19 protein-coding genes are annotated in these 22,636 nt (G+C 45.1%); 7 read left to right on the forward strand and 12 right to left on the reverse strand.

Annotated features, from left to right (window positions below):
• Window positions 1–223 precede the first annotated feature (223 nt).
• The 3 genes from GJU82_RS06730 to GJU82_RS06740 form a co-directional block, all read right to left on the reverse strand.
• Window positions 224–880, reverse strand: a complete 657-nt coding sequence (locus GJU82_RS06730) for a M48 family metallopeptidase (RefSeq protein WP_194830988.1) — start codon at window positions 878–880, stop codon at window positions 224–226.
• A 48-nt stretch (window positions 881–928) separates the two neighbouring features.
• Entirely contained in the window at window positions 929–1,351 is a 423-nt protein-coding gene (locus GJU82_RS06735) for a hypothetical protein (protein WP_153631445.1), read from the reverse strand.
• A gap of 180 nt (window positions 1,352–1,531) precedes the next feature.
• A complete protein-coding gene (locus tag GJU82_RS06740; protein ID WP_228488601.1) occupies window positions 1,532–2,455 on the reverse strand; it encodes a glutaminase in 924 nt (307 codons plus the stop codon).
• A gap of 206 nt (window positions 2,456–2,661) precedes the next feature.
• Between GJU82_RS06740 and GJU82_RS06745 the strand changes: the two genes are divergently transcribed.
• Together GJU82_RS06745 and GJU82_RS06750 are read left to right on the forward strand one after the other, a co-directional pair.
• Window positions 2,662–3,237, forward strand: a complete 576-nt coding sequence (locus tag GJU82_RS06745; protein ID WP_153631446.1) for an HDIG domain-containing metalloprotein — start codon at window positions 2,662–2,664, stop codon at window positions 3,235–3,237.
• Between the two features lie 65 nt (window positions 3,238–3,302).
• The gene (locus GJU82_RS06750) at window positions 3,303–4,604 is read left to right on the forward strand and encodes an alpha-L-fucosidase (RefSeq protein WP_153631447.1); all 1,302 of its coding nucleotides are present in this window, start codon (window positions 3,303–3,305) and stop codon (window positions 4,602–4,604) included.
• A 76-nt stretch (window positions 4,605–4,680) separates the two neighbouring features.
• Here the strand turns inward: GJU82_RS06750 and GJU82_RS06755 are convergent, their stop codons facing one another.
• The 3 genes from GJU82_RS06755 to GJU82_RS06765 all read right to left on the reverse strand — a co-directional run bounded on the left by GJU82_RS06755 (window position 4,681) and on the right by GJU82_RS06765 (window position 10,914).
• Complete coding sequence (locus tag GJU82_RS06755) at window positions 4,681–5,157, reverse strand: co-chaperone YbbN (RefSeq protein WP_153631448.1); 477 nt, start codon at window positions 5,155–5,157, stop codon at window positions 4,681–4,683.
• 259 nt (window positions 5,158–5,416) lie between these two features.
• Window positions 5,417–6,571, reverse strand: a complete 1,155-nt coding sequence (locus tag GJU82_RS06760) for an efflux RND transporter periplasmic adaptor subunit (protein ID WP_153631449.1) — start codon at window positions 6,569–6,571, stop codon at window positions 5,417–5,419.
• Window positions 6,572–6,573: 2 nt separating this feature from the next.
• Window positions 6,574–10,914, reverse strand: a complete 4,341-nt coding sequence (locus GJU82_RS06765; protein WP_153631450.1) for a CusA/CzcA family heavy metal efflux RND transporter — start codon at window positions 10,912–10,914, stop codon at window positions 6,574–6,576.
• 455 nt (window positions 10,915–11,369) lie between these two features.
• Between GJU82_RS06765 and corA the strand changes: the two genes are divergently transcribed.
• Window positions 11,370–12,458, forward strand: a complete 1,089-nt coding sequence (gene corA / locus GJU82_RS06770; RefSeq protein ID WP_153631451.1) for a magnesium/cobalt transporter CorA — start codon at window positions 11,370–11,372, stop codon at window positions 12,456–12,458.
• 124 nt (window positions 12,459–12,582) lie between these two features.
• Window positions 12,583–13,800, forward strand: a complete 1,218-nt coding sequence (locus tag GJU82_RS06775; protein WP_153631452.1) for a dicarboxylate/amino acid:cation symporter — start codon at window positions 12,583–12,585, stop codon at window positions 13,798–13,800.
• Between the two features lie 54 nt (window positions 13,801–13,854).
• Here GJU82_RS06775 and GJU82_RS06780 read toward each other — a convergent pair whose 3' ends face one another.
• On the reverse strand, window positions 13,855–14,562 hold the full coding sequence (locus GJU82_RS06780) for a hypothetical protein (protein WP_153631453.1): 708 nt from the start codon (window positions 14,560–14,562) through the stop codon (window positions 13,855–13,857).
• Window positions 14,563–14,890: 328 nt separating this feature from the next.
• Here GJU82_RS06780 and GJU82_RS06785 point away from each other — a divergent pair, with 328 nt between their 5' ends.
• Both GJU82_RS06785 and msrA read left to right on the forward strand, forming a co-directional pair.
• Entirely contained in the window at window positions 14,891–15,913 is a 1,023-nt protein-coding gene (locus GJU82_RS06785) for an adenosine deaminase (protein WP_228488602.1), read from the forward strand.
• A 139-nt stretch (window positions 15,914–16,052) separates the two neighbouring features.
• Window positions 16,053–16,598: a peptide-methionine (S)-S-oxide reductase MsrA gene (msrA, locus tag GJU82_RS06790; RefSeq protein WP_228488603.1), complete on the forward strand. Its 546-nt coding sequence runs from the start codon at window positions 16,053–16,055 to the stop codon at window positions 16,596–16,598.
• A gap of 22 nt (window positions 16,599–16,620) precedes the next feature.
• Here the strand turns inward: msrA and GJU82_RS06795 are convergent, their stop codons facing one another.
• Window positions 16,621–17,172, reverse strand: a complete 552-nt coding sequence (locus GJU82_RS06795) for a nitroreductase family protein (RefSeq protein ID WP_228488604.1) — start codon at window positions 17,170–17,172, stop codon at window positions 16,621–16,623.
• Window positions 17,173–17,288: 116 nt separating this feature from the next.
• On the opposite strand from GJU82_RS06795, the gene GJU82_RS06800 reads away from it, so the two are divergent.
• The gene (locus tag GJU82_RS06800; RefSeq protein WP_153631456.1) at window positions 17,289–18,128 is read left to right on the forward strand and encodes a sulfite exporter TauE/SafE family protein; all 840 of its coding nucleotides are present in this window, start codon (window positions 17,289–17,291) and stop codon (window positions 18,126–18,128) included.
• Between the two features lie 79 nt (window positions 18,129–18,207).
• Here GJU82_RS06800 and argJ read toward each other — a convergent pair whose 3' ends face one another.
• From argJ to argB, 4 genes are all read right to left on the reverse strand, one after another.
• Window positions 18,208–19,419 carry a bifunctional glutamate N-acetyltransferase/amino-acid acetyltransferase ArgJ gene (gene argJ / locus GJU82_RS06805; RefSeq protein WP_153631457.1) on the reverse strand — a complete coding sequence of 404 codons (1,212 nt, stop codon included), beginning with the start codon at window positions 19,417–19,419 and terminating at the stop codon, window positions 18,208–18,210.
• 100 nt (window positions 19,420–19,519) lie between these two features.
• On the reverse strand, window positions 19,520–20,560 hold the full coding sequence (argC, locus tag GJU82_RS06810; protein WP_153631458.1) for an N-acetyl-gamma-glutamyl-phosphate reductase: 1,041 nt from the start codon (window positions 20,558–20,560) through the stop codon (window positions 19,520–19,522).
• Window positions 20,553–21,749, reverse strand: coding sequence for an aspartate aminotransferase family protein (locus GJU82_RS06815; protein ID WP_153631459.1), 1,197 nt, complete (start codon window positions 21,747–21,749; stop codon window positions 20,553–20,555). Before GJU82_RS06815 ends, argC begins: the two co-directional genes overlap by 8 nt.
• A gap of 2 nt (window positions 21,750–21,751) precedes the next feature.
• A complete protein-coding gene (gene argB / locus GJU82_RS06820; RefSeq protein WP_153631460.1) occupies window positions 21,752–22,582 on the reverse strand; it encodes an acetylglutamate kinase in 831 nt (276 codons plus the stop codon).
• Between the last annotated feature and the right edge of the window lie 54 nt (window positions 22,583–22,636).

Here is a 22,636-nt window from a genome sequence, read left to right on the forward strand (position 1 = left end):
TTAGAATGATTAAGTAGCGGGGCTGCAGGTGTGTACAGCCCCATATACCCGGTTAGGTCCGAAATGGATTTGTACCTAATCCTTTTACCCAAATGGCAAAAAAGGTTAGGCCGCCCAATTTATTTATCCTGACCGAAGATAAAATAATTTTTATTTGGAACAATATTAAATATTAGTATTCGGGGTGTGACCTATACCGGTAAAAACGGGTATGTCAACATATTCAGACATCCAGTAATGTCACATACTCTTTCAAAACCTGACTACCCGGCGCTTTTATTCTTTTCCCAAAATCCTCCAGCCACGAAACCATGTCCCTTTCTACTGCCAACGACTGAAGCACAGGAAGAGCTTCCCTCATCATCAACGAAAGTCCCGGCATTCCCCTGGAAGCCAGATAATCCTCTTCTGATTTATACAATGCACAATACATCGCCTTCAGTTCGTTGATTCGACCGAAAGCTTCGCGCATGAACGCCGAATCACGCAATACGCGGAAATACTGATACAACATCTGCGGTTGCGAAATGGCGTATTGGTAATTGTGCTTGGTAGATGCCCCGTTAATCATATTAAAAGCAGCCTCCGCTTCCAGAACATGCTTTGATTTGGCATATGCCATCGCCAAATTAAACCAGTCGTGACGGGCATTACCCAGTTTACAGGCTTTTTGGAAGTAATTAATAGCCTGGTCAAACTTTTTCTGTTTGTACATCGCCATTCCGGCAATCTGCAAAGCCTCTAGTTGCACCTCTCTGTTCGTTGATTTCAGCGGCAACCGGATTTTCCGGAAAGCCTCTTCACGCTTGCCATCATGAAACAACTTCCAGGCCTCCTTTATTTTTCTTTCGCGATAACTCTTTAAGATATTTAGTGGCATAATAATAGTTTTCATTAAGTTACAACTGGGATGAGCAGAAGGTATATTTTACTCATTATTTGATATATACCCATCAAGCACTTCCAGCTTCATGTTACGTTCCATGTTGAACGTTCCCTGATCGCTTTCCAGAACCTCCCAGGTAATCTTCACTTTTCGAAAACAATTGGAAGCTACTTCCGGTTTCCCCAAATCGTCATAAATCCAGCCAAGCTGATATAACATCTCCGACAGGATTTCCATTCCGGCAATACCGGGCTTCCATAGCTCCTGAAGATTCTTTCGAAAATCATCATCCGAAAAAGAGAGATAATAATCCGGATCGTTATCCAGCATACCTTTCAACGAATCAGTCGCGTAATGCAGTGCTCTTTCGCTTTCGCCTTTTTCGCGAAATCCCAGCAAAGCAGCAATCACCCGGCCAAGTTCTTCAAACTGGCGCACCAGAAAATCTTTACGTTGAATGCCCATGGAAATGATATTTTATAACGAAAGTAAGGAATTTTTACCATGAAAATACTAAAGCCAGTCGCCAACTATTCGGGGTACTTTAGCAAACTTAGCCGGTAGAGCTTCAGCCTCGATCAAATAAGCTTCGAACTTGTGCGGTTGAGTTTCCGCTTTGGGCAAATAAGCTTCGAACTTACTTACTTAAAAAACGGAGATGCCCAGTTTGGTCGTAAACCGTTCCAGTGCCTCCATGGCCAGCACCGAATTGCCCGACACATCCAGTTCGGGGCTCCAAACGGCAACACCCAGCAAGCCGGGAATGATGCCGACAATACCGCCACCCACACCGCTCTTACCAGGAAGGCCAACGCGAAAAGCAAACTCACCGGCCTCATCGTACAAACCGCAAGTTAACATTAAGGCCGTCAGTCGTTTGGAACGGCTTTCGTTCAGTATTTGTTCTCCGGAGTGAGGAACAATACCATGATTGGCCAAAAACAGCAAGCTGCGCGAAAGGTCACGGCAACTCATCGACAACGCACATTGGTGAAAATAAACGTCGAGCAGCTGGTCCACTTCGTGGTGAATATTCCCAAAGCTCTTCATGTAATAGGCCAAAGCCCGGTTCCGGTCACCATGAATCCGCTCCGACTCCGCTACTTCCCCATCATAATCGACCGCGTCATTCAGCGTTAGCATGCGCACGAATTCAAGCAGGGATTGGCGCGGATTGGGAAGGAAATCCATCAACATATCCGACACCACGTGCGCACCGGCATTAATGAACGGATTACGCGGATAACCGCCGTTCGTTTCCAACTGCGTAAGTGAGTTAAACGGTGTCCCGGAAGGTTCGCGCCCCACCCTTTTCCAAACCTCATCGCCTTTTTCGCGAAAAGCCATCACCAGCGTAAAAACCTTGGAAATACTCTGAATGGAAAAGGGCACATCGGCATCACCGACCGCATATTCCTGGCCGTTCAATAACGAAACCGACATGCCAAATTGCCGGGCCGGGATTTTGGCTAAAGCCGGAATATAGCCGGCTACTTTGCCCTTGCCATAAAACGGTTCCACTTCACGGGCAATCTCGTTCAGTATAGCCTGTAAATCGATGTGCGTCATGAGATGCTAAATTAGCTGATTCACTAATCCGGTAAAGGATTTTCGTCTGTTTCTAAACAGGCTCTTCACGGCGAAAAACCTGATATTCTCCCACCCTTTTTTCCAGTAAAAATCATTAATCTCATTCATCCTGAAAATGATTTTCCCAGTCCTTGGGCAATCGATAATCTCTTGTTAAATTTAAGGCTCATCTAAAACAAAAACAGATGTCGAAAATTCCTACACGGGATGAAGCACTCGGGCTTCTGAAAAAGTACAACGACTCGGACAGCCTGGTCCGACACGGAATGGCTGTAGAAGCCGTGATGAAACACTTTGCTGAAAAGATGGGTGAAGACCCCGAAAAATGGGGCATTATCGGATTAGTGCACGATTTGGATTACGAAAAGTATCCCGAACAGCATTGTACCATGACCCGCCAAATTCTGGAAGAGCAGGAATGGCCGGAAGAATACATCCGTGCCATTATGAGCCATGCGTGGGGAATGTGCACCGATGATAAACCGGAACTACCGATGGAAAAAGTGCTGTATGCAACTGATGAACTAACCGGACTGATTACAGCAGCAGTGTATGTTCGGCCGTCGCGCAGCATCCTCGATTTGACAGTCAAATCGGTGAAGAAGAAATGGAAAACCAAATCGTTTGCCGCTGGCGCCAACCGTGAAGTCATTATGCAGGGTGCAGAAATGCTGGGCATGCCGCTGGAGGAACTGATGGCAGAAACCATTGCCGGAATGCAGAAAGAAGCCGATGCACTTGGACTTCGGGGAGAACTCTGAGGTTCTCACCGCATTTCCGGTAAGTTCCTGCCAACTTAGTCTCGTCATAACTAAACCAATACACCATGCATTTCAGAAAAATTGCAGGCTTTGTTCTGTTATCATTATTTTCATCGCTCGCTATGGCACAGAAAAATTATCAACCCACGCCTGGCAACCTGGAAGCCCGACAATGGTTTCAGGATGCCAAATTCGGTATGTTCATCCATTGGGGCCTTTACTCGGTGTTGGGCGATGGCGAATGGGTTATGAACAACCAGCATATCAATAAGAAAAACTACGAGAAGCTTCCGGCTTTTTTCAATCCCATTGAATTTAATGCCGCCGAGTGGGTGAAAACAGCGAAAGAGGCCGGAATGAAGTACATCACCATTACCTCCAAACATCACGACGGCTTTTGCATGTGGGATACGAAGCTGACCGACTGGAACATTGTGGACAGAACACCTTACGGGAAGGATGTCCTGAAGCAGCTGGCAGATGAATGTCATAAACAGGGCATTAAGCTCTTTTTCTACTATTCCCAACTCGACTGGTATCAAAACAACTACTATCCGCGAGGTAATACGGGTCATTATTCCGGCCGGCCGGAAAAAGGAGACTGGTACGCCTACCTCGACTACATGGATGGCCAGCTAACCGAATTGCTAACGAATTACGGTGACATTGCCGGTATTTGGTTCGATGGCCGGTGGGACAAAAAAGATGCTGACTGGCGGCCCGACAAAACATACAGCCTCATTCACAATCTGCAACCGTCGTGCCTTATTGGAAGCAACCATCACCAGGCACCCAAACCGGGAGAAGATTTCCAGATGTTCGAAAAAGACCTGCCCGGACACAACACGACTGGTTTTAGCGGTGAATCAGAAATTGGCCAGCTTCCTTTGGAAACCTGCGAAACAATGAACCATTCGTGGGGCTTTAACTTACAAGACAATAATTACAAATCCACAAAAGACCTCGTTCATTACCTGGTAAAAGCCGCGGGTTACAACTCCAACTTCCTGTTAAATGTTGGTCCTATGCCTAACGGGAAGATACAGCCGGAGTTTATTAAAACACTTGGTGAAATCGGAAAATGGATGGATCAATATGGTGAGACCGTTTATGGTACCAGGGGCGGCCCTGTTTCTCCGCATAGCTGGGGCGTTACAACCATAAAGGGAAACAAAATTTATGTGCACGTCCTTGATCTGGCCGATGAAAATCTGCTTCTACCTGATTTTGGTAAGAAAGTGAAAAAGGCCTGTTTGTATGACAACAAAACTCCGATCGATTTTCAGCAAAACAAATTCGGTACAACCATCAATATTCCGCAAAACAAGCGAAAAACGTACGATACCATTTTAGTCATTGAAATCTGAGAAAATTCAATACCATGATAAAAGAAGAGGCTTCCCGATAAGGAAAGCCTCTTCTTTTTAAGTATATTCAATTCCGTCATTCAGCTGGTTTATTGCCTAACAAAACCTGGTTGATTAATTTTTCGAACATAGCCTTGGTTTCCTCTTTGCTTCGCGCAATACCACTCGTCATAGTCGGTTTGCCGTCCATAGGAACCCATAAAAAAGCGGGAATGCCGCGAATACCAAAAACTGCAGCCAACTCTTGCTCTACCTGTGTATCCACTTTGTAAAACTGCACCTTGCCTGCATACTTTTGGGCCAGTTCATCCAGAATTGGAGAAGCCTGTTTACATGGTCCACACCAATCGGCATAAAAATCGATGATACATGGCTTACTTCCTTCGTATTTCCATTCATTCGGATTTTTCTCATAATTCATCACCTTCTCCAGGAACATGGCTTTTGTCAGCTTAACCGGCTGAACATCTGCGTCCCCATTACCGGGTGCAGCTGCCATCACTCCCTGAGCAACAAAGGCAACCAACGCTACGATTACAAAAATTTTCTTCATAATACTTCAAACTTATTATCTTACCTTCTGATTCAGAAACGCCTAAATCGCTTCCTTTATTGTTTTATATATCTACATTAGTACATATATCATGCCAGGAATGTTTTGGCAGATAAGGCCTCAATGTCTTAAAAATCATCTCAAAATAGCAAAATAATACCCGGGAAATCAAATCTCCCGGGCAATTTTAATGCTACTGACAATTATTTTTTTTAACAAAAATTCCCACCAACATGAAAATCAAAAGATTTTCGATGATTTATTCCTTCATTTTCAACAGTTCAGAATAGAGATAATACCCACCATCGAAAACTACGTGCGCATTAGCAGGTAATTGATTAAGGCCGCTAACCTCAGCAAAACCGTTATTCCGGTATCCGGGTTCCACTTTAAGGTGCCGAAAAGTAACGCTCCCAGACTTTTCCGGATCATCTTCTGTATAAAACAGGATGGAATTATTATTTTCATCATAAATCAGCGAAGCTTCAGGTACACATTGTGCCATATGGGCATCCACCCGAATCATGGCAGCGACAAACATGCCCGGCATAAGTTTCTTCGGCATCTCGTCTGGCTTCAGGAGCACACTAACCACTTTAGCGGTTTCTTCCACCTTACCACCAATAGCCACTACTTTGGCGGGATAAGGCTTATCACCCAAATTGGAAGGAATGAACATGACATGTTGACCCACTGAAATATGGGGAATATCGCGTTCCAGAACGGAAATTTTCAATACCAACCGGCTTAAATCCAGCACTTCGAAAAGTACCTGATCAGGAGAAAGAATCTGGCCTATTGAGAAATTAATCTTGTTGACCATTCCATCAATAGGACAGATGACCGGAATTTCACTCTGAATGCCATCACTCATTAGCTTGTCAATATTGATGTGTTGCAGCCGCAATCTTTCACGTAGTGATTGCACACCTGCTTTTTCGGATAAGTAAGCAGCCTTCGCCTGTTCAATTTGCTTCCGCGAAGAAATATTATCCCCTTCAAGTTGCTGAAGGCGTTGGTAATCTTTCTCAAGCATTTCCAGCGTGTATACACTTTTGAGGTAATTCTCCTGCATCATAATCAATTCCGGTCCGGTTAGCATCGCCATAACTTGTCCACGACTAACCTTCTGCCCCATATGCACAAAAACCCGTTTCACAATGCATGATGAGAAAGAATTGACAAGCGCTTGCCCATCCGGTGGCAACGCCACCACCCCTCTCGCCGGTATTTCGTCCGACATATTTTTCTCCATCGGTAGCCCGAAAGCAATATTGGTATGGGCAATTTGTTCTCGGCTAAGTTGTAACTGTCCGGAAGCTCCGGCTTCCTCGTTGTTACTGTTTTTATTTGGGCCGCAGGCTGTAAAAATCAGCACGACTGCGGCAAGGATGATAAAAAGTTGATTTCTCATGGTTATTTTGTTTCCGGGGAACCCATTACTAAATTCAATTGCAAAACTGTCTCATTATATTGCTGAAGGATATCGAGGTAATTGAACCGGGACAGAAACGCCTCGCCTGCCATTCGCGAAAATCCGATATAGTCGGTTTGTCCCACTTCACGGCTTTTTATCGCAGCCTTTAGCAGTTCCCTGGCTCGGGGAACAATTTCTGATTCATACATATCCAGGCTTTTGGATAATTGTTGCTGCTGCATGATCAATTGTTTCTGAAGCGCCCAATCCTGTTGCTGCTGCTGAGCTGCCTGATAAGTCAACGATTCACGCTCCAGTTTCAGCGCTTTGGTTTTTGATGTTTGCGACCAGAACCAGATCGGAATCTCGAGGCCAACACTCCAGCCGTCATATCCTTTGTTTCCATCGAAACTCTGATCGAAATATCCGACAGAAAAAGCCGGCGCCCAATTGTTTCGCGAAAGTTTGACTTCCGCATTTTTCCGGGCCACATCTTGCAGCATCATCCGGTAATCCCATGAATTCGATGTTGTATCAGGTAATAAACGGACCGGTTGAAAATGTTCCAATTCGCCAGATACAGGCATGATTCGTTCTTCTGAATACAGGAAAACCTGCAGTTGCCCCAAGTGTGTCTCAAAAGCTGCTTGGCCAGTCAACAGCTCCTGCCGGTATCGCAATGCCTCGGCTTTTAACAGGTTATACTCGCTCAGCCCAATGGCACCACTTTCCAATTGCCTGTCAGCGGCCTTCTCCATCGCCCCAAACAAGCTGTCGCGCCGGCGAAGCAACCGAAGTTTCTCACCTGCAATCTGGCTGCGGGAGTACAGCATCTTCACCTGTGTTGTCAGCATCGATTTTTCTTTTCCGAGCGCCAGTTCACTTTGCCGGATATTTTCATTTGCCAGGCGGGCATTAGCTCCGTACATCGTTGGAAATTCAAATCGCTGCCGCACCTGAAAATTGTAGTCGTTATAATTGGTATTTATCTTTCCTTTATCATACTGCAGCATAACCGGATCCAGAGAGAAAGAAGATTTCTTCAAAGCCTGTTCCCGTTCCACCATCAACGAACGGGCTTTCACCGAAAGGTTATTATTCAGCACCATCTCCACTGCCTGGCCTAGCGTAACGGTCCTGGCCGGTCCCTGCGCCCAGCTTTTACCTACCGGGAAAAGTAACAGCAACAGAACGGCCGTAGCCACCGGTTTCTTTTTCCATTTAAAAAGATTCTTCCATTCGCCCGAATGAAACAGGTAATAGATAACCGGCAGAACGACCAATGTGAGGAATGTAGAAGTTATCAAACCACCGATAACTACCGTCGCCAGTGGACGCTGCACCTCGGCCCCGGCTGCCGTCGAAACGGCCATCGGTAAGAAACCTAATGCATCAGTCGAAGCCGTCAGCAGCACCGGGCGTAAACGCATACTGGTCCCTTTCAACACCCGCTCATAAATATCAGCTACTCCCTCCTGTTCTAATTGGTTATAGTAGGATATCAACACGATACCGTTCAACACCACAATGCCGAACAGGGCAATAAAACCAACACCAGCTGAGATACTGAAAGGCATACCTCGCATAAATAACGTCCAAACACCTCCCATGACAGCCAATGGAATAGCCGTAAAAATCATGGTAGCCTGTTTCAATGAGCTGAATGCGAAATAGAGCATAATGAAAATCAGCACGAGCGCAACCGGAACTGCAATGGATGAGCTCTTCTTGGCCGATTGCAAATTTTCGAACTGCCCACCGTAACTGAAATAATAACCCGGAGGTAATTTTACTTCAGACTGCAGCTTATTGTTGATATCGTTGACAAACGATTCCACGTCGCGGTTTCTAACATTGATACCGATGACAATGCGCCTGTGAGTATTGTCGCGGCTAATCTGCATCGGACCATTCTCCATGGTCACCGTGGCCACCTGGTTCAACAATATCAGTTTGCCATCCGGTTTATTAATGCGCAACCGCTCCAAAGCCCGGATATCTTTCCGGTAAGCTTCATCCAATCGTATAACCAAATCAAACCGTCGTTCACCTTCGAACACCAGACCGGCCTTCTCACCCGCAAATCCTGTCCGAATGACATTGTTGACATCTGTAATATCGAGGTTATAATGAGCCAGTTTATCCCGATCAAAACGGACCATCATCTGCGGAAGCCCCGTAACCTGCTCTACTCGAACATCACCTGCCCCCTGAACTCCCTGAATAATTGTAGCAGCTTCGTTCGCTTTCTCGAAAAGCAGGTTCATATCTTCGCCGTAGATCTTAACGGCCACATCCGCTTTCACACCTGTCATCAACTCGTTAAAACGTAACTGAATGGGTTGTGAAAAATCGAATGATGCCCCCGGAATTACGTCCAGTGCCTTTTTCATTTTGGCGACCAGCTCCTCCCGGTTATCTGCACTCACCCACTCTTTCTTATCCTTCATGATAATCATGATATCCGCATCTTCCACAGCCATCGGGTCAGTCGGAATCTCTGCAGTTCCGATTTTCGAGACCACCGTTTTTACTTCGGGAAACTGTTTCATGAGAATTTTTTCGACCTGCGTAGTGGTTTTGATACTCTGCCCTAACGACGCCCCCGGAGCAATAGTCATCTGACAAGCCAAATCACCCTCTTCCAGCGTTGGCATAAACTCACCACCCAACCGCGAGAATGAGAACATAGTCGCCACAAACAACACGATGGTAACGAGCAAAACCATAAATTTGTGCCTCAGCGCCCATTTTAGAACCGGCCGATGTGACCGGCTCAGAAAATCAATGATCCGGTCCGCCAGGCTATGTCCTTCTTTTACCTTCCGGGAAAGAAAAACAGCGCTAATCATCGGCACATAGGTCAAAGACAATATCAATGCGCCCAGCAATGCAAAACTGACAGTTTGTGCCATCGGCTTAAAGTTCTTTCCCTCAATGCCGGTAAAAGCCAAAATTGGCAAGTAAACTATCAGGATGATAATGACGCCAAATGCCGCAGAGCGACCAACCCGGTGTGTGGCCGTCGAAACAGTGTCATCCATTTCGGCGGCCTTAAGTATTTTGCCGTTAAACCGCTGATGTAAAAGGTAGACAATTCCCTCCACCACAATGACGGCACCGTCGACAATCAAACCGAAGTCGATGGCGCCCAAACTCATAAGGTTTGCCGTAACCCCGAAAATATTCATCATGATGAAGGCAAACAGCATCGAAAGTGGAATAACCGACGCAACAATAAGCCCGGACCGATAATTCCCGAGCAATAAAATCAGGATGAAGATAACTATGATACCTCCTTCCAGCAGGTTTTGTTTAACGGTATTAATTGTTTTGGCGATAAACTGCGAACGGTCGAGGTATGGCTCGATTATTAAACCTTCGGGAAGACTTTTTTGAACCAGATCAATCCGTTTTCTTACCTCTTTGATTACCTGAGAAGTATTAGCTCCTTTGAGCATGAGCGTGATTCCTCCCACCGTTTCTCCTTTACCATCCTTGGTCATGGCTCCAAAACGTGGCGGAGACGAAAGCTTCACAACAGCAACATCTTTAATAAACAGTGGGTAGCCATTTACATTCTTAATGAGAATATTCCCGATGTCCTTTTCATCACGAACCAATCCCTCTGCCCTTATATAATACCGGTGAGGGCCTTTTTCGATGTAACTGCCCCCCGTATTCTCATTGTTCCGTACCAGCGCATTGTAAATCTCGGTGATGGTCACATTCATTCCCACTAGGTCACGGGGCTTTACCGCTACTTCGTACTGTTTTACCTCTCCCCCGAAACTGCTGATTTCGACAATACCAGGAATTCCGGACAATTGCCGCTTGACGATCCAATCCTGAACCGTGCGGATCTTCATCGGATTGAATGCCTTTTCATACCCCTTTTCAGGAACCAAAACATACTGAAAGATCTCGCCGAGACCAGTAGTAATTGGCATCATTTCAGGCGTACCATAACCGGCCGGAATATCCTGCTCCGCCCTCTTAATCTGCTCACTCACCATCTGCCTGGCAATATGGGTATCTATCCGGTCTTCGAACACAATGGTGACCACCGAAAGGCCAAACCGCGAAATGGATCGAATCTCTTTCACTCCCTGAATGTTGGCCATCACCACCTCGATGGGAAAAGTGATGAACTGTTCAACTTCCTGCGGAGCCAGCGAAGGAGATACTGTTGTAACCTGCACCTGGTTATTGGTGATATCAGGGACGGCGTCTATGGGTAACCTGGTAAAGTTGAAAATCCCCAATCCAATCAGGGCAAGGGTCAATAATCCGATGACCAACTTGTTCCTGATGGAAAATTCAATAATTCTATCAAGCATAGGAACATCTGTTAGGCTAATTTCACAAACAATTATTCGACTGATTTGAAGAAGCTTTCATCTTTTTCAACTGGCCGCTATTAAGTTTAGCGTCCGAAAAAGGAATCAAACATACAAGCAACCTCTGGTTGCGAGAGCCGAATCGAACCGGCTTCATCACAGTTTAAAGTTAAAGTCCGGTTTTAGTAGAAATAAAATATATAAATTTTTCATGCCAAACAACTGAAAACAAACACAGTTAATAAAAAATTAATAACTTACATTTTGAAATTCCTGTAGCTCAAACAAATAGTTCATCGCTAAAAACCGCCTTGCTGATTTGCATTTATTCCAGGCAAAATTCTTTCATGCAAGTGCAAGCAAACACCACCGAGCTCATTTGCAGGCATAAGCAGTTAAACCATTTCGATAATTCATTGTTTCTGACATCGACACAGGTTTAAGAGCCGACGCGTATGAAAAATCCACACATCAAAAGGCGCAATACCCGGAAAAAGAAAGTATCTCAAAAAACCGGCCTGCCACCCGGCAGCATGGTTTTCATTGGCGACAAACACGAAGAAGCCCCTGAATTAACCATCATCGATTACGATGCTTCAAAGTTTGAAGTCAATACCAACGCCACCCTGCAGGATGCACTCAGGCGAAAAGAGGCCAATCCGGTAAGTTGGATCAACATCGACAAGCTACACGATGTGGAACTGATGGAAAAATTGGGTAGCCACTATGAGATACACCCTCTTTTAATGGAAGATATCCTGAATACGGATTTACGTCCAAAAGTGGAAGACGAGGATGATTATGTGATGCTGAGTTTGAAAATGCTTAGTTACGAGGAACAAACAGGCAATCTGATAACTGAACAAATCAGCCTCATCCTGGGAAAAAATTATATTATTAGCTTTAAGGAAAAGCCCGATACTGTATTCGAACCTGTTATAAATCGGCTCTCTTCATCCAAAGGAACCATTCGCTCGCGGGGAGCTGATTACCTTTTTTATGCACTAACCGATGTGGTCGTCGATAATTATTTTACCATTATCGAAAATATTGGGAATGATTTGGAGAAACTGGAAGACTGGATTTTTAATCATCCCGGCGAAGAAGCACTTCAGGAAATTCACCGCATAAAAGGGGATTTACTTCAGCTTCGGAAAATAACTTACCCGATTCGCGAAGCAATGCGAAAACTGGAGAACGATGATATTGAATTAATTGAAGATAAAACCCGCAAATATTTCACCGATATTTATGAGCACATCATTCAAATCATCGAAACCGTTGAATCATACCGGGAAGTAGTTTCCGGGCTGAAAGATTTGTACCTGTCAAGCATCAGCTTCCGGATGAATAAAGTGATGCAGGTACTCACCATCATTGGCACCATTTTTATTCCACTCACATTTATAGTAGGCGTGTACGGAATGAATTTCGAAAACATGCCAGAACTTCACTGGAAGTACGCCTATTTCATTTTGTGGGGAATCATGATCACTCTTGTTCTTATCCTCATCTGGTACTTCAAAAAGAAAAAGTGGATTTAACCCATTCGTTACAAGTTATAACCAAACACAATCTCCCTATCTACAATTCACGTTTTTTTGCTGATCCTGTAATTCTCGCTATATTCGGTGCCAAAGCCTTTCGCTGTGCATAACCCGTATGCTTATGAAAAAAATAAAGATAGATCTTCACTGGCAAATTCTGATTGCTCTTGTACTCGCTGTTGTCGTTGGTATATTTTTCAAACCTGTAGTCCCTTATGTGAGCTGGATGGGTGATATTTTTCTCAGGTTACTGAAAATGATTGTCATCCCTCTGATTCTCACTTCCATTATTTCGGGAATATCCAGCATTGGCGGGCACGGGAATTTTGGTCTTCTCGGGTTAAAAACCATAGCTTACTACGTTGTAACCAGCCTGTTGTCGATTACCACCGGGCTGGTTTTGGCCAATCTGGTTAAACCGGGTATCGGCGTCGATATTACAGCGATTGAGAATGTTGACAAGCTGCAGGTTCAGCACAAAAGTTTCAGCGAAACCCTCATCGACATTGTTCCGGACAATATCTTCAAAGCAATGGTTGACAACGAGTTGTTATCCATCATTTTTGTCGCTATTATCATCGGAATATTTCTGTCCAGACTGAATAGCCAGCATCGTAAGTTATTAGTCGATCTATTTACTTCCAGCTTCGAGTTGTTCATGAAAATTACCATGTTCATCATTAAGCTGGCACCTTACGGAGTATTTGGATTGATTGTGAAAGTGGTGGCTGAGCAGCAAGATTTTGGTAATCTGGTTTACCGTCTGGGCGCATTTATGCTAACCGTCCTGGTAGCATTATTCATTCATGCTTTCATCACTTTACCCCTGCTGGTCAAATTTGTGGGAAAGGCCAAGCCATTCAAGCATATGAAAAACGTAGCTACACCGTTGTTGACGGCTTTTTCCACAGCCTCATCGGCAGCTGCATTGCCCTTGAATATGAATGACACCCATGAAAATTCGGGCGTTTCGGAAAAAATAACCAACTTCACTTTGCCGATTGGCGCTACAGTCAACATGGATGGCACGGCTATTTACATCGCTGCCGTTGTGATGTTTATCGCACAGGCACAGGGAGTTACGATGGACTTAAAAGAACAATTCATTATCCTAATCACCGCGTTGCTGGCCAGTATTGGTACAGCGGCCATTCCAATGGGAAGCCTCGTTATCATTACCATTTTGCTGAATGTACTGGGATTGCCTTTCGAACTAATTGCCCTGGTGCTTCCGGTCGACCGGATACTCGACATGTTCCGGACAGCCACCAACGTGTGGAGTGATTCCTGCGGTGCCGTTATTATTGCCAAATCGGAAGGAGAAGAGCTAAACGTATAGCAACTGAGGCTGCCTTTTTCGGGCAACCTCAAATTTTTTCCAGATATTCAATTATCATTTATGTATAACCCTTCGTGAAGGCTTAGGATGAATATGACGCTTAATCTCTTCCGGTGAATAATCTTTCACTTTCTCCTGATGGGTTGCGGCGAACACTTCCGGACAAGCCGTCCAGATATCTTCCAGCGCTTCCCACAAATTATTCATTGCCTGAACGTTTTCATGAGTAACGACCTCTTTTTCGTGTATTGTTTCAGCCAAATCGATCTCCATTCGTTGAAGATTTTTCGACAACAACCGAAAATCATCTATTATCCCGGACGGAAAACCACGTTCTTCCAGTTCCGGCAAATGCTGATTAATATATTTCAGCAACCTGGATATTCCGGACTGAATTTCCCAAATGCGTTTTTCAACCAATATGGTCCGCAATGAATTAATATCGTCTAAATCAACACTTTGTTCAAGAGCATCATCTTTAGCCGTCTTAAAATAAAGCTCAGTAATGTTAAGCAACGGGCGCAGGTGACTGGTCATAATCAGCAACTTTTTCTGCTTCCCGGCAACTTTTTCATCCAGAAAATCCAGATTAGGAAGTTCGCGAATAGCATTTATCCGTTCTTCCAGTGCCTCCTCAAATTCCTGATTAAAATCGGGAGAATAGCGCTCAAATTCATCATGATCCCGTTGAAAAGTCTGATAAATATACTCAGCTACCCGGGGCATATCATCCAACGTAAATTGATATTTCAATCGTTTCATCGCAAGTAATCGTTCGTTTATCACATATTACAGGGGCAACACACTGGTTACCTGAAAATACTCTTCCCCCCAAAAAGAGAAAGGGAACCGCTCCAACACATTTAATCTGGTTTATACGAAAGAACGCTAATTAACAATATTGGTTTTGTTTGGCAGTTCTCAAATTTACGACAAGCATTCAACAAAGTCAATGAGAACAAGCAAAAGGTGAAGCAAATAGCTTCTATTTCGACATTTTCCTGACGCACGAATGAAACCTCTTGCCCGGTTATGCGTTATGATGAATGACCAACCAGGCCGAGTTAGTCAAGAATCGTTAATTTTACGAATGGAACAGTTTATTAAAAATCTCCCTAAAGCCGAGCTGCACCTGCACATTGAGGGTAGCTTTGAGCCTGAACTCATGTTTGAAATTGCTGAGCGTAACCATGTGAACATACCTTACGCCTCAGTTGAAGACTTACGCAATGCATATCAATTTAGCAAGCTGCAGGATTTTCTTGATATTTATTACGCCGGAGCCAATGTGCTGCAAACCCGTCAGGATTTTTACGACCTGACCTGGGCATACCTAAAAAAGGCCCATGAAAATAAAATATTACATGCCGAGATATTTTTCGATCCCCAAACGCATACTTCCCGTGGAGTACCTTTTCAGTTGGTTGTCGAGGGAATTGTCGATGCGTTGAACGATGGAAGAAAAGAGCTCGGGGTTTCCTCCAAGTTAATCATGAGTTTTCTGCGCCATCTTTCTGAAGAGTCTGCTTTTGAAACATTAAATGAAGCGCTGCCCTACCGTGAAAAAATTGTAGCTGTTGGGCTCGATTCATCTGAGAAAGGCAATCCGCCCGGAAAATTCGAACGAGTATTTGATAAAGCCCGCGAAATGGGATTTCTAACGGTTGCCCATGCCGGTGAGGAAGGCCCTTCGGAATATGTATGGGGCGCCCTTCAAGCCCTGAGTGTATCTCGTATCGACCATGGAAACCGTAGCCTGGAGGATAACGATTTGGTCGCTTTGCTGTCAGATGAACAGGTCCCGCTCACCATCTGCCCACTGTCAAATCTAAAACTGCAAGTGATAAAAGATATGTGGGAACATCCTTTGAAAATCATGCTTGACAAAGGGTTGAAAGTGACCATTAATTCCGATGATCCCGCTTATTTTGGAGGCTATGTCAACGAAAATTACCTGGCCGTTACCAAAGCACTCGAATTAAATAAAGATCATTTGTACCGGTTGGCACGAAATTCGTTCGAGTCTGCCTTCCTGCTTCCGGAGGAGAAACAGCGCTACCTGGCCATTCTGGATGCTTACTTTCACAACAGCAACCGGAAACTTTCGAGCTAAAACAGCGTACAAAACAGGTATGAAAGCATCCCGGCATGTATTATTCATCCCCTTTATTCTTTTAGCGGGAATCATTGCGTCGTTTTCATTTCCCAAAAATGGAAATCAAGATGGACATGCCCAACAGAAAGCACCAAATATGAATGAAAAAGCCAAATACGATACAGCAACTTTCGGTACGGGTTGTTTCTGGTGTACCGAAGCTATCTTTAGTGAATTAAAAGGAGTAAAGGAAGCCATTTCCGGTTACTCGGGCGGTACTGTAAAAAATCCATCCTACCGGGAAGTTTGTACCGGAAAGACCGGACATGCCGAGTGCATCCAGGTTATTTACAACCCCAAAGTCATTTCGTATCCGGAATTACTTAAAGTATTCTGGCAAACGCATGATCCGACTACGTTGAACCGTCAGGGACATGATGTAGGGACGCAATATCGCTCCGTGATTTTCTATCACAACGAAAAACAAAAGGAGTTCGCTGAAGGCTACAAGAAAAAACTTAATAGTGCAGGCATTTGGGATAACCCGATTGTGACGGAAATTACAAAATTTGAAGTTTTTTATCCGGCAGAAGATTACCACCAGAAATACTACGAAAACAACAGTACCCAACCGTATTGCCGTCTGGTGGTTACACCCAAACTGGAGAAATTCCGAAAAGTCTTCAAGGATAAGCTGAAATAGCAATTTGCTATCGCATAGCACACTAATCAATTACAAGATCGGCCAGTTTACGTTTGGGCACATGATGGACATTATCTTCATCACGGTAGTAGCGCGAGTCACCGTCGGCTCCCAAATCTTCAATCTGTATCACTTCGGCCGGTTTTCCCAACGCAACCACATCCATAATATCATACCGTTCGGAAATTTGAAACAATTTGCGCAAAGCCGGTTTATGCACTGCCCGCAAAATACATCCTCCCAACCCTTTATCAACAGCGCCAAGCAAAATGTTCTGCATAGCAATGCCGTCATCGCAAAAGCATTGTTGCGCTATTTCCCGGTCAAGCAAAACAAGGATATAAGCAGAGGGGCGCTCACCTTTTCCCGGCCCGGGCCAATCGGTCAGGTAATTGGCCCATGCCAGGTGCTCAAATACCTTTTCGTTAATTTCAGGTTCGTAGCTCAGTTTATATTTCAGTGGTTGCGCATTCTGTCCTGATGCAGCATACCTTGTCAACTCAACCAAATCGAGTAATACCTTCCGGTCAATCCGGAACTCTTCGACGTACCGCCTGTAACTGCGATTTCTCATGATTAACTCCCGAAGTTTCATCTTATTTCGTTTTAGACAAATTTAAGCATTCATCGGGTAAGGCTCAAGTATTTAACGAATCAACCAGCTCTTTCGATTTTTATTTACCTGACAGAATGCTTATGTTTACAGGGCGCACCAATGTCTCTTTGACCTATAAGTATCTGATGGATATTGTTTTTCTGATCATCATCGGCATTTTTACCGGACTTGTTACCGGCCTCACCGGAGCCTCCGGGGTTATGGTTGTGGTTCCCCTCATCCACCTTCTTTTAAAATTTTCCATCCACGAAGCCATTGGTACCAGCCTGCTGGTGGATGTGCTCACTCCACTCGCCATTGCGTATACATTTTACAAGAATGGAAACATCGACATGAAATCCGGTGGATTTGTCGCACTGGCGTCCATTATTATGGCGCTGGTAGGTGCGCGTTTCTCCGATAAAATTCCCGACCACGGATTAAGTTCATCATTTGCTTCCATTCTTATCATATTGGCCATCGTCATATGGATTAACGGGATTCGCCGCGATCGTCACAGTGACGACAGCGACGGACAGGATACAAAAATTCCGGATATTCCGGTCTGGCGCAGCATTTCAGCATCAGTGCTTGCCGGAGGAAGTGGGTTTATAACGGGTTTTATGGGTGCCGGAGGAGGAACGAATCTTTTATTGATTCTTCTGTTTGTCAATCGCTTCCCAATTCACAAAGCACTAGGAACTTCCATTTTGATTATGTCGCTTACCGCTGCCTCGGGAGTTATTGGCCATGCCAGCATGGGTAACGTGAATATCACAGCCGGACTAACCATTGCCATGGCTGCTATTTTTACCGGTATCTTCTGCGCCCGAGAGGCCAGTAAAATCAGCGAGAAATCCTTGTCAAGACTAATGAGTATTGTCTATCTGGTTCTGGGGATATTAATGCTCACCATTCAGGTCCAGGCCACCTAAACAACAAAGTGCAAAAAAATCCCCCTGGCGTGAAAACCAGGGGGCAGTAAATTTATAATTTATCGGACTGCCATACAAATCAGGTAGTATATACCGAATTGAATAATACATAGTCAGTCGTCAAGTCACTTCCCCAACCCGTAGCTGTAGCACGTCCGTTATTTAAATCGAGCTTCACGTAAATGTGCGATTCGCGAAGAAGTTTCTTCATGAAATGCCGATCATATTCCAACGGAACTCCCTTCTCCAGCACCTGAATTTGCGTCTCTTCATCTCCCAGATAAAGGTCCACATTTTCGTAATTGAATGGAACACCGGCATTTCCGGCTGCACAAATAATACGTCCCCAATTCGGGTCACGACCAAACATTGCCGTTTTCACCAGCGATGAATCTGAAATTGTCCGAACCAACTTTCGGGCAATTAATTCGTCAGGAGCATGTGTAACCTGGTACTGCACAAATTTCGATGAACCCTCACCGTCCGAAACAATCAGCTTGGCCAGGTGAATCATCATGTTCTCCAGGTTTTCATAAAATACTTTACACCCCGGATCGTTTTCCTTCATCAGGACATCGTTCCCGGCCATTCCGTTTGCCAATACTGCTACCATATCATTGGTCGAAGTATCACCATCAACGGTAATCATGTTAAAAGATCGATCGACTGCTTTTTTCACCAACCGTTTCAGCAACTTGGGTTCAATAGCTACATCAGTTACCAAAAAGGAGAGCATCGTTCCCATGTTCGGATGAATCATACCCGACCCTTTAGCAATGCCGCCCAGATTTACTTCATATCCATTCACATCGAATTCAATAAATCCCTCTTTGGCGAAGGTATCTGTTGTCAGGATAGCATTGGCCACAAAAGCCCCGGCATTCGACTTATTCGTCAGCTTGTCTACATTTTCCCTGATCCCTTCCACAATGTCATCAGTAGGGAAAGGTTCGCCAATAATTCCTGTTGATGCAACAAGTACCAAATCCTTGTCAATCCCCAGCTCATTGGCATAGGTTTCTGCCATGGCTTCGGCTCCTGCGAGGCCTTGTGCGCCGGTACAGGCATTGGCATTTCCTGCATTGACCACAATAGCCTGTGCCTTGCCGTCAGCAATATGCCTGCGCGATACCTTAATCGGCTCGGCAACTACCTGGTTCTGCGTAAATAGAGCAGCTGCACTGGCAGGCACCTCCGAATAAATAAGGGCCAGGTCACGACGCATCGACTTCACACCGATGTGCGCCCCCCAACACTTGATTCCCCTTACATTCGTAATATTCTTAATCATCGTGTTTCGTTGTTTTGACTCCATTTTTAAAAGTACTTTTTCAGAGTTTTTGAAGGCCATTCTAAATTTCTCTTCCAATTAGCGGAATAGCATATTAGTTTTATGGATTCACCGGGGCTTGTTTCAAACCATCGGTTTCGTTAAGGCCCAGCATCAGATTCATGTTCTGAATAGCCTGACCAGCAGCACCTTTAACCAGATTATCAATAGTGCTCAGCACAATAATATTCCCGGTCCGTTCGTCGTACGTAATGAAAATATTGCAGTAATTCGATGCCCGCACATCTTTGATAGACGGCGCTTCCAGGGTGATGCGTACAAATGGATGGCCTTTGTAATAACGCAGGTAAAGAGCATTCAGGTCAGCGGTCGTCACTTCTTTAACAGGACGAGCATAAATGGTCGACAGAATACCCCGGTCAACGGGCAGCAAATGCGGCGTAAATTGCAGATTTACTTCATCGGAAGAGAGCTTATTCAGTGTCTCCTGAATTTCAATGGTATGCCGGTGTTTTTTCAGGCCGTAAGCCTTGAAATTATCGTTCACGGTCGGAAAGTGGGCCACCTCTTTGGGCTTCACGCCCGCTCCGGTAACGCCGGTCTTGGAATCTACAATAATCCCGCGGCTTTCAATCATGCCTTCGCTGAGCAGCGGCGCCAGTCCCAAAATTGCAGTTGTGGGGAAACATCCCGGATTAGCGACCAATTCGGATTGTTTAATATTTTCGCGGTTCAATTCCGGTAAACCGAAGACCGCTCTATCAAGACCTTCTTTGTAAATGTGTTCCTTTTGGTACCACTGTTGATAAATTTCCGGTGAATCGAGCCGGAAATCTCCCGACAGATCGACAATCTTAAACGGTTGATGATGGTATTTTTTAACGAAATTCATGGAGACGCCATGCGGCAATGCGAGAAAAACCAGATCGAGCTCAGTTTTTTCAACCTGCGAAGCCGGTTGAAGAACGATGTCTACGATTCCCCGAAAGGAGGCATGAATGTCAGAGAATTTTTCGCCGGCCCGGCTTTCGGAAGTAATCAGTGCAATCTCTACCTCCGGATGGTTGACGAGAATGCGGACGAGTTCGGAGCCCGTATATCCGGTGGCTCCAATAATACCTATCTTATGTTTCTTAACCATGTTCTCTTAAGTTTTGTAACGAAATCTTCAGTACCCTGAGCACTTCTTCGAGCTCCGGATAACTGATGTTCAACGGCGGTACCAAACGCAGGATATTTCCGGCTGTGGCATTGGCCAACACGCCGTTCTTCAGCATTTCAGCCACCAGTGGTTTGGTTTCAAAATCGAATTCAACGCCTATCATCAATCCTTTTCCTTTGATTTGCTTGATGGCCGGCTCGTTCAATTCCGAAAGTTTATCACGCAGCCACTTTCCTTTTTCAACAGCTGCTTTCAACAGGTTCTCTTCTTCGATTGTTTGAATGGTGGCCAACGCAGCCGCGCAAGCCAGTGGGTTTCCTCCAAAGGTGGTTCCATGATCACCAAAGTTGATGGCCTGGCTCACTTTCTCATTCGAGAGAATCGCTCCTACAGGAACTCCCCCTCCAAGGCCTTTGGCGAGTGTTATAATATCGGGCTGTACGCCGAAATAGTCTTTGGCGAACCAATGGCCCGTTCTTCCCATTCCACACTGAATCTCATCGAAGATGAGTGCCAGGTCCTTTTCGTCACATAAGGTACGTAAATCTTTCAGAAACTGCTTGTCTGCCACGTTTATTCCGCCTTCGCCCTGAATGGGTTCGACAATAACGGCAGCTGTTTCCTTATCCACCAGGCTCTTAACCGATTCAATATCATCGAAAGTTGCCTGCACAAAACCTTGCGGAATGGGTTCGAATCCCTCCTGCATCGCTTTCTTTCCTGTAGCAATCGTAGCCAGTGTCCGGCCGTGAAAAGAGCCGCTCATGGAAATGACCGTTCCGCCATGTCCCTCGCTATGAGCATATTTTCGTGCAATTTTAATCGCCCCTTCTACCGACTCGGCGCCGCTGTTACTGAAAAAAACACGGTCAAGTCCCGACATTTCCACCAGCTTCTGCGAAAGCTCCACCTGTGGCCGGCTCAGGTAGAAATTGGAAATGTGGATAAGTTTACCTGCCTGTTCGCGAATGGCATTGACCACGTTGGGATGATTATGCCCCACGCTGTTCACCGCAATGCCTGCCAAAGCATCCACATAGCGGTTACCTTCCACGTCCCAAACGGTTGATCCTTCTCCTTTTTCCAGAACAATCGGATATCGTCTGAAAGTTTGTAAATAATACTTCTGATCGACGTCGTGATACGCCTGATTGTTTTTTAAAGTCATGATTATTTGATTATGGTTGTACCAATCGGGGTTTTCCCGATAAGGTCTGAAATCTGCCCGGGTTTGGTCCCATTGATAATACGGGCTGAGTCGGCCCCGTTAGCCAAAGCAATGCGACAGGCATCCATTTTGGGAAGCATCCCTCCCTGAATAACACCAGCCTCAACCAGCGATGGAATTTCCGCCACATGCAATTTGTCGATGAGCGTTTCCGGTTTGTCTTTATCCATTCGCAAGCCGTCCACGTCTGTCAGGACAATGTACTGCCTGGCATGTAACGCCCCGGCCAGATGACCGGCGAACATATCGGCGTTGATATTGAAATCATTCCCTTTTTCATCCGAAGCAATACAGGTCACCACCGGAATGTATCCTTCACTCAGTAAATATTCGGGCAATTGCGGGTTGATATATTCCACATCCCCAACTTGTCCCAGATCAAAACCCGTCCATTTTCCGTCAACCATTTTCCGGTGAAGCCGTTTAGTGGCAACTGCCATCTTTCCATCCTTCCCGGAAAGGCCAACGGCTTTGTATCCTAAACGATTGACCAGATTGACCAGGCTACCGTTTACTTCACCTTTCAACGCCATCTCCACATATTTCAAGGCTTCAGGTGTCGTTTTGCGGTGGCCGTCAATAAATTCCGATTCAACGCCAACTTTCCCCAGAATGTCTTTTATAAACGGCCCTCCGCCATGGACTATGACCACATGATATCCCATTTTTGTCAACGAACACATCTGCTCAAGCACCTGTTTCTTCAGCTCGTCATCGGTCATAGCATTCCCGCCGTACTTAAACAGAATCACAGGCTTTTTCTTTTTGATCATAAACTTTTAATTTTCCTATTTATGAATGCAATCCTCATGCATTAATGAAAGGCA

Origin of the sequence: Prolixibacter sp. SD074 (assembly GCF_009617895.1) — a bacterium.
Taxonomy (GTDB): domain Bacteria; phylum Bacteroidota; class Bacteroidia; order Bacteroidales; family Prolixibacteraceae; genus Prolixibacter.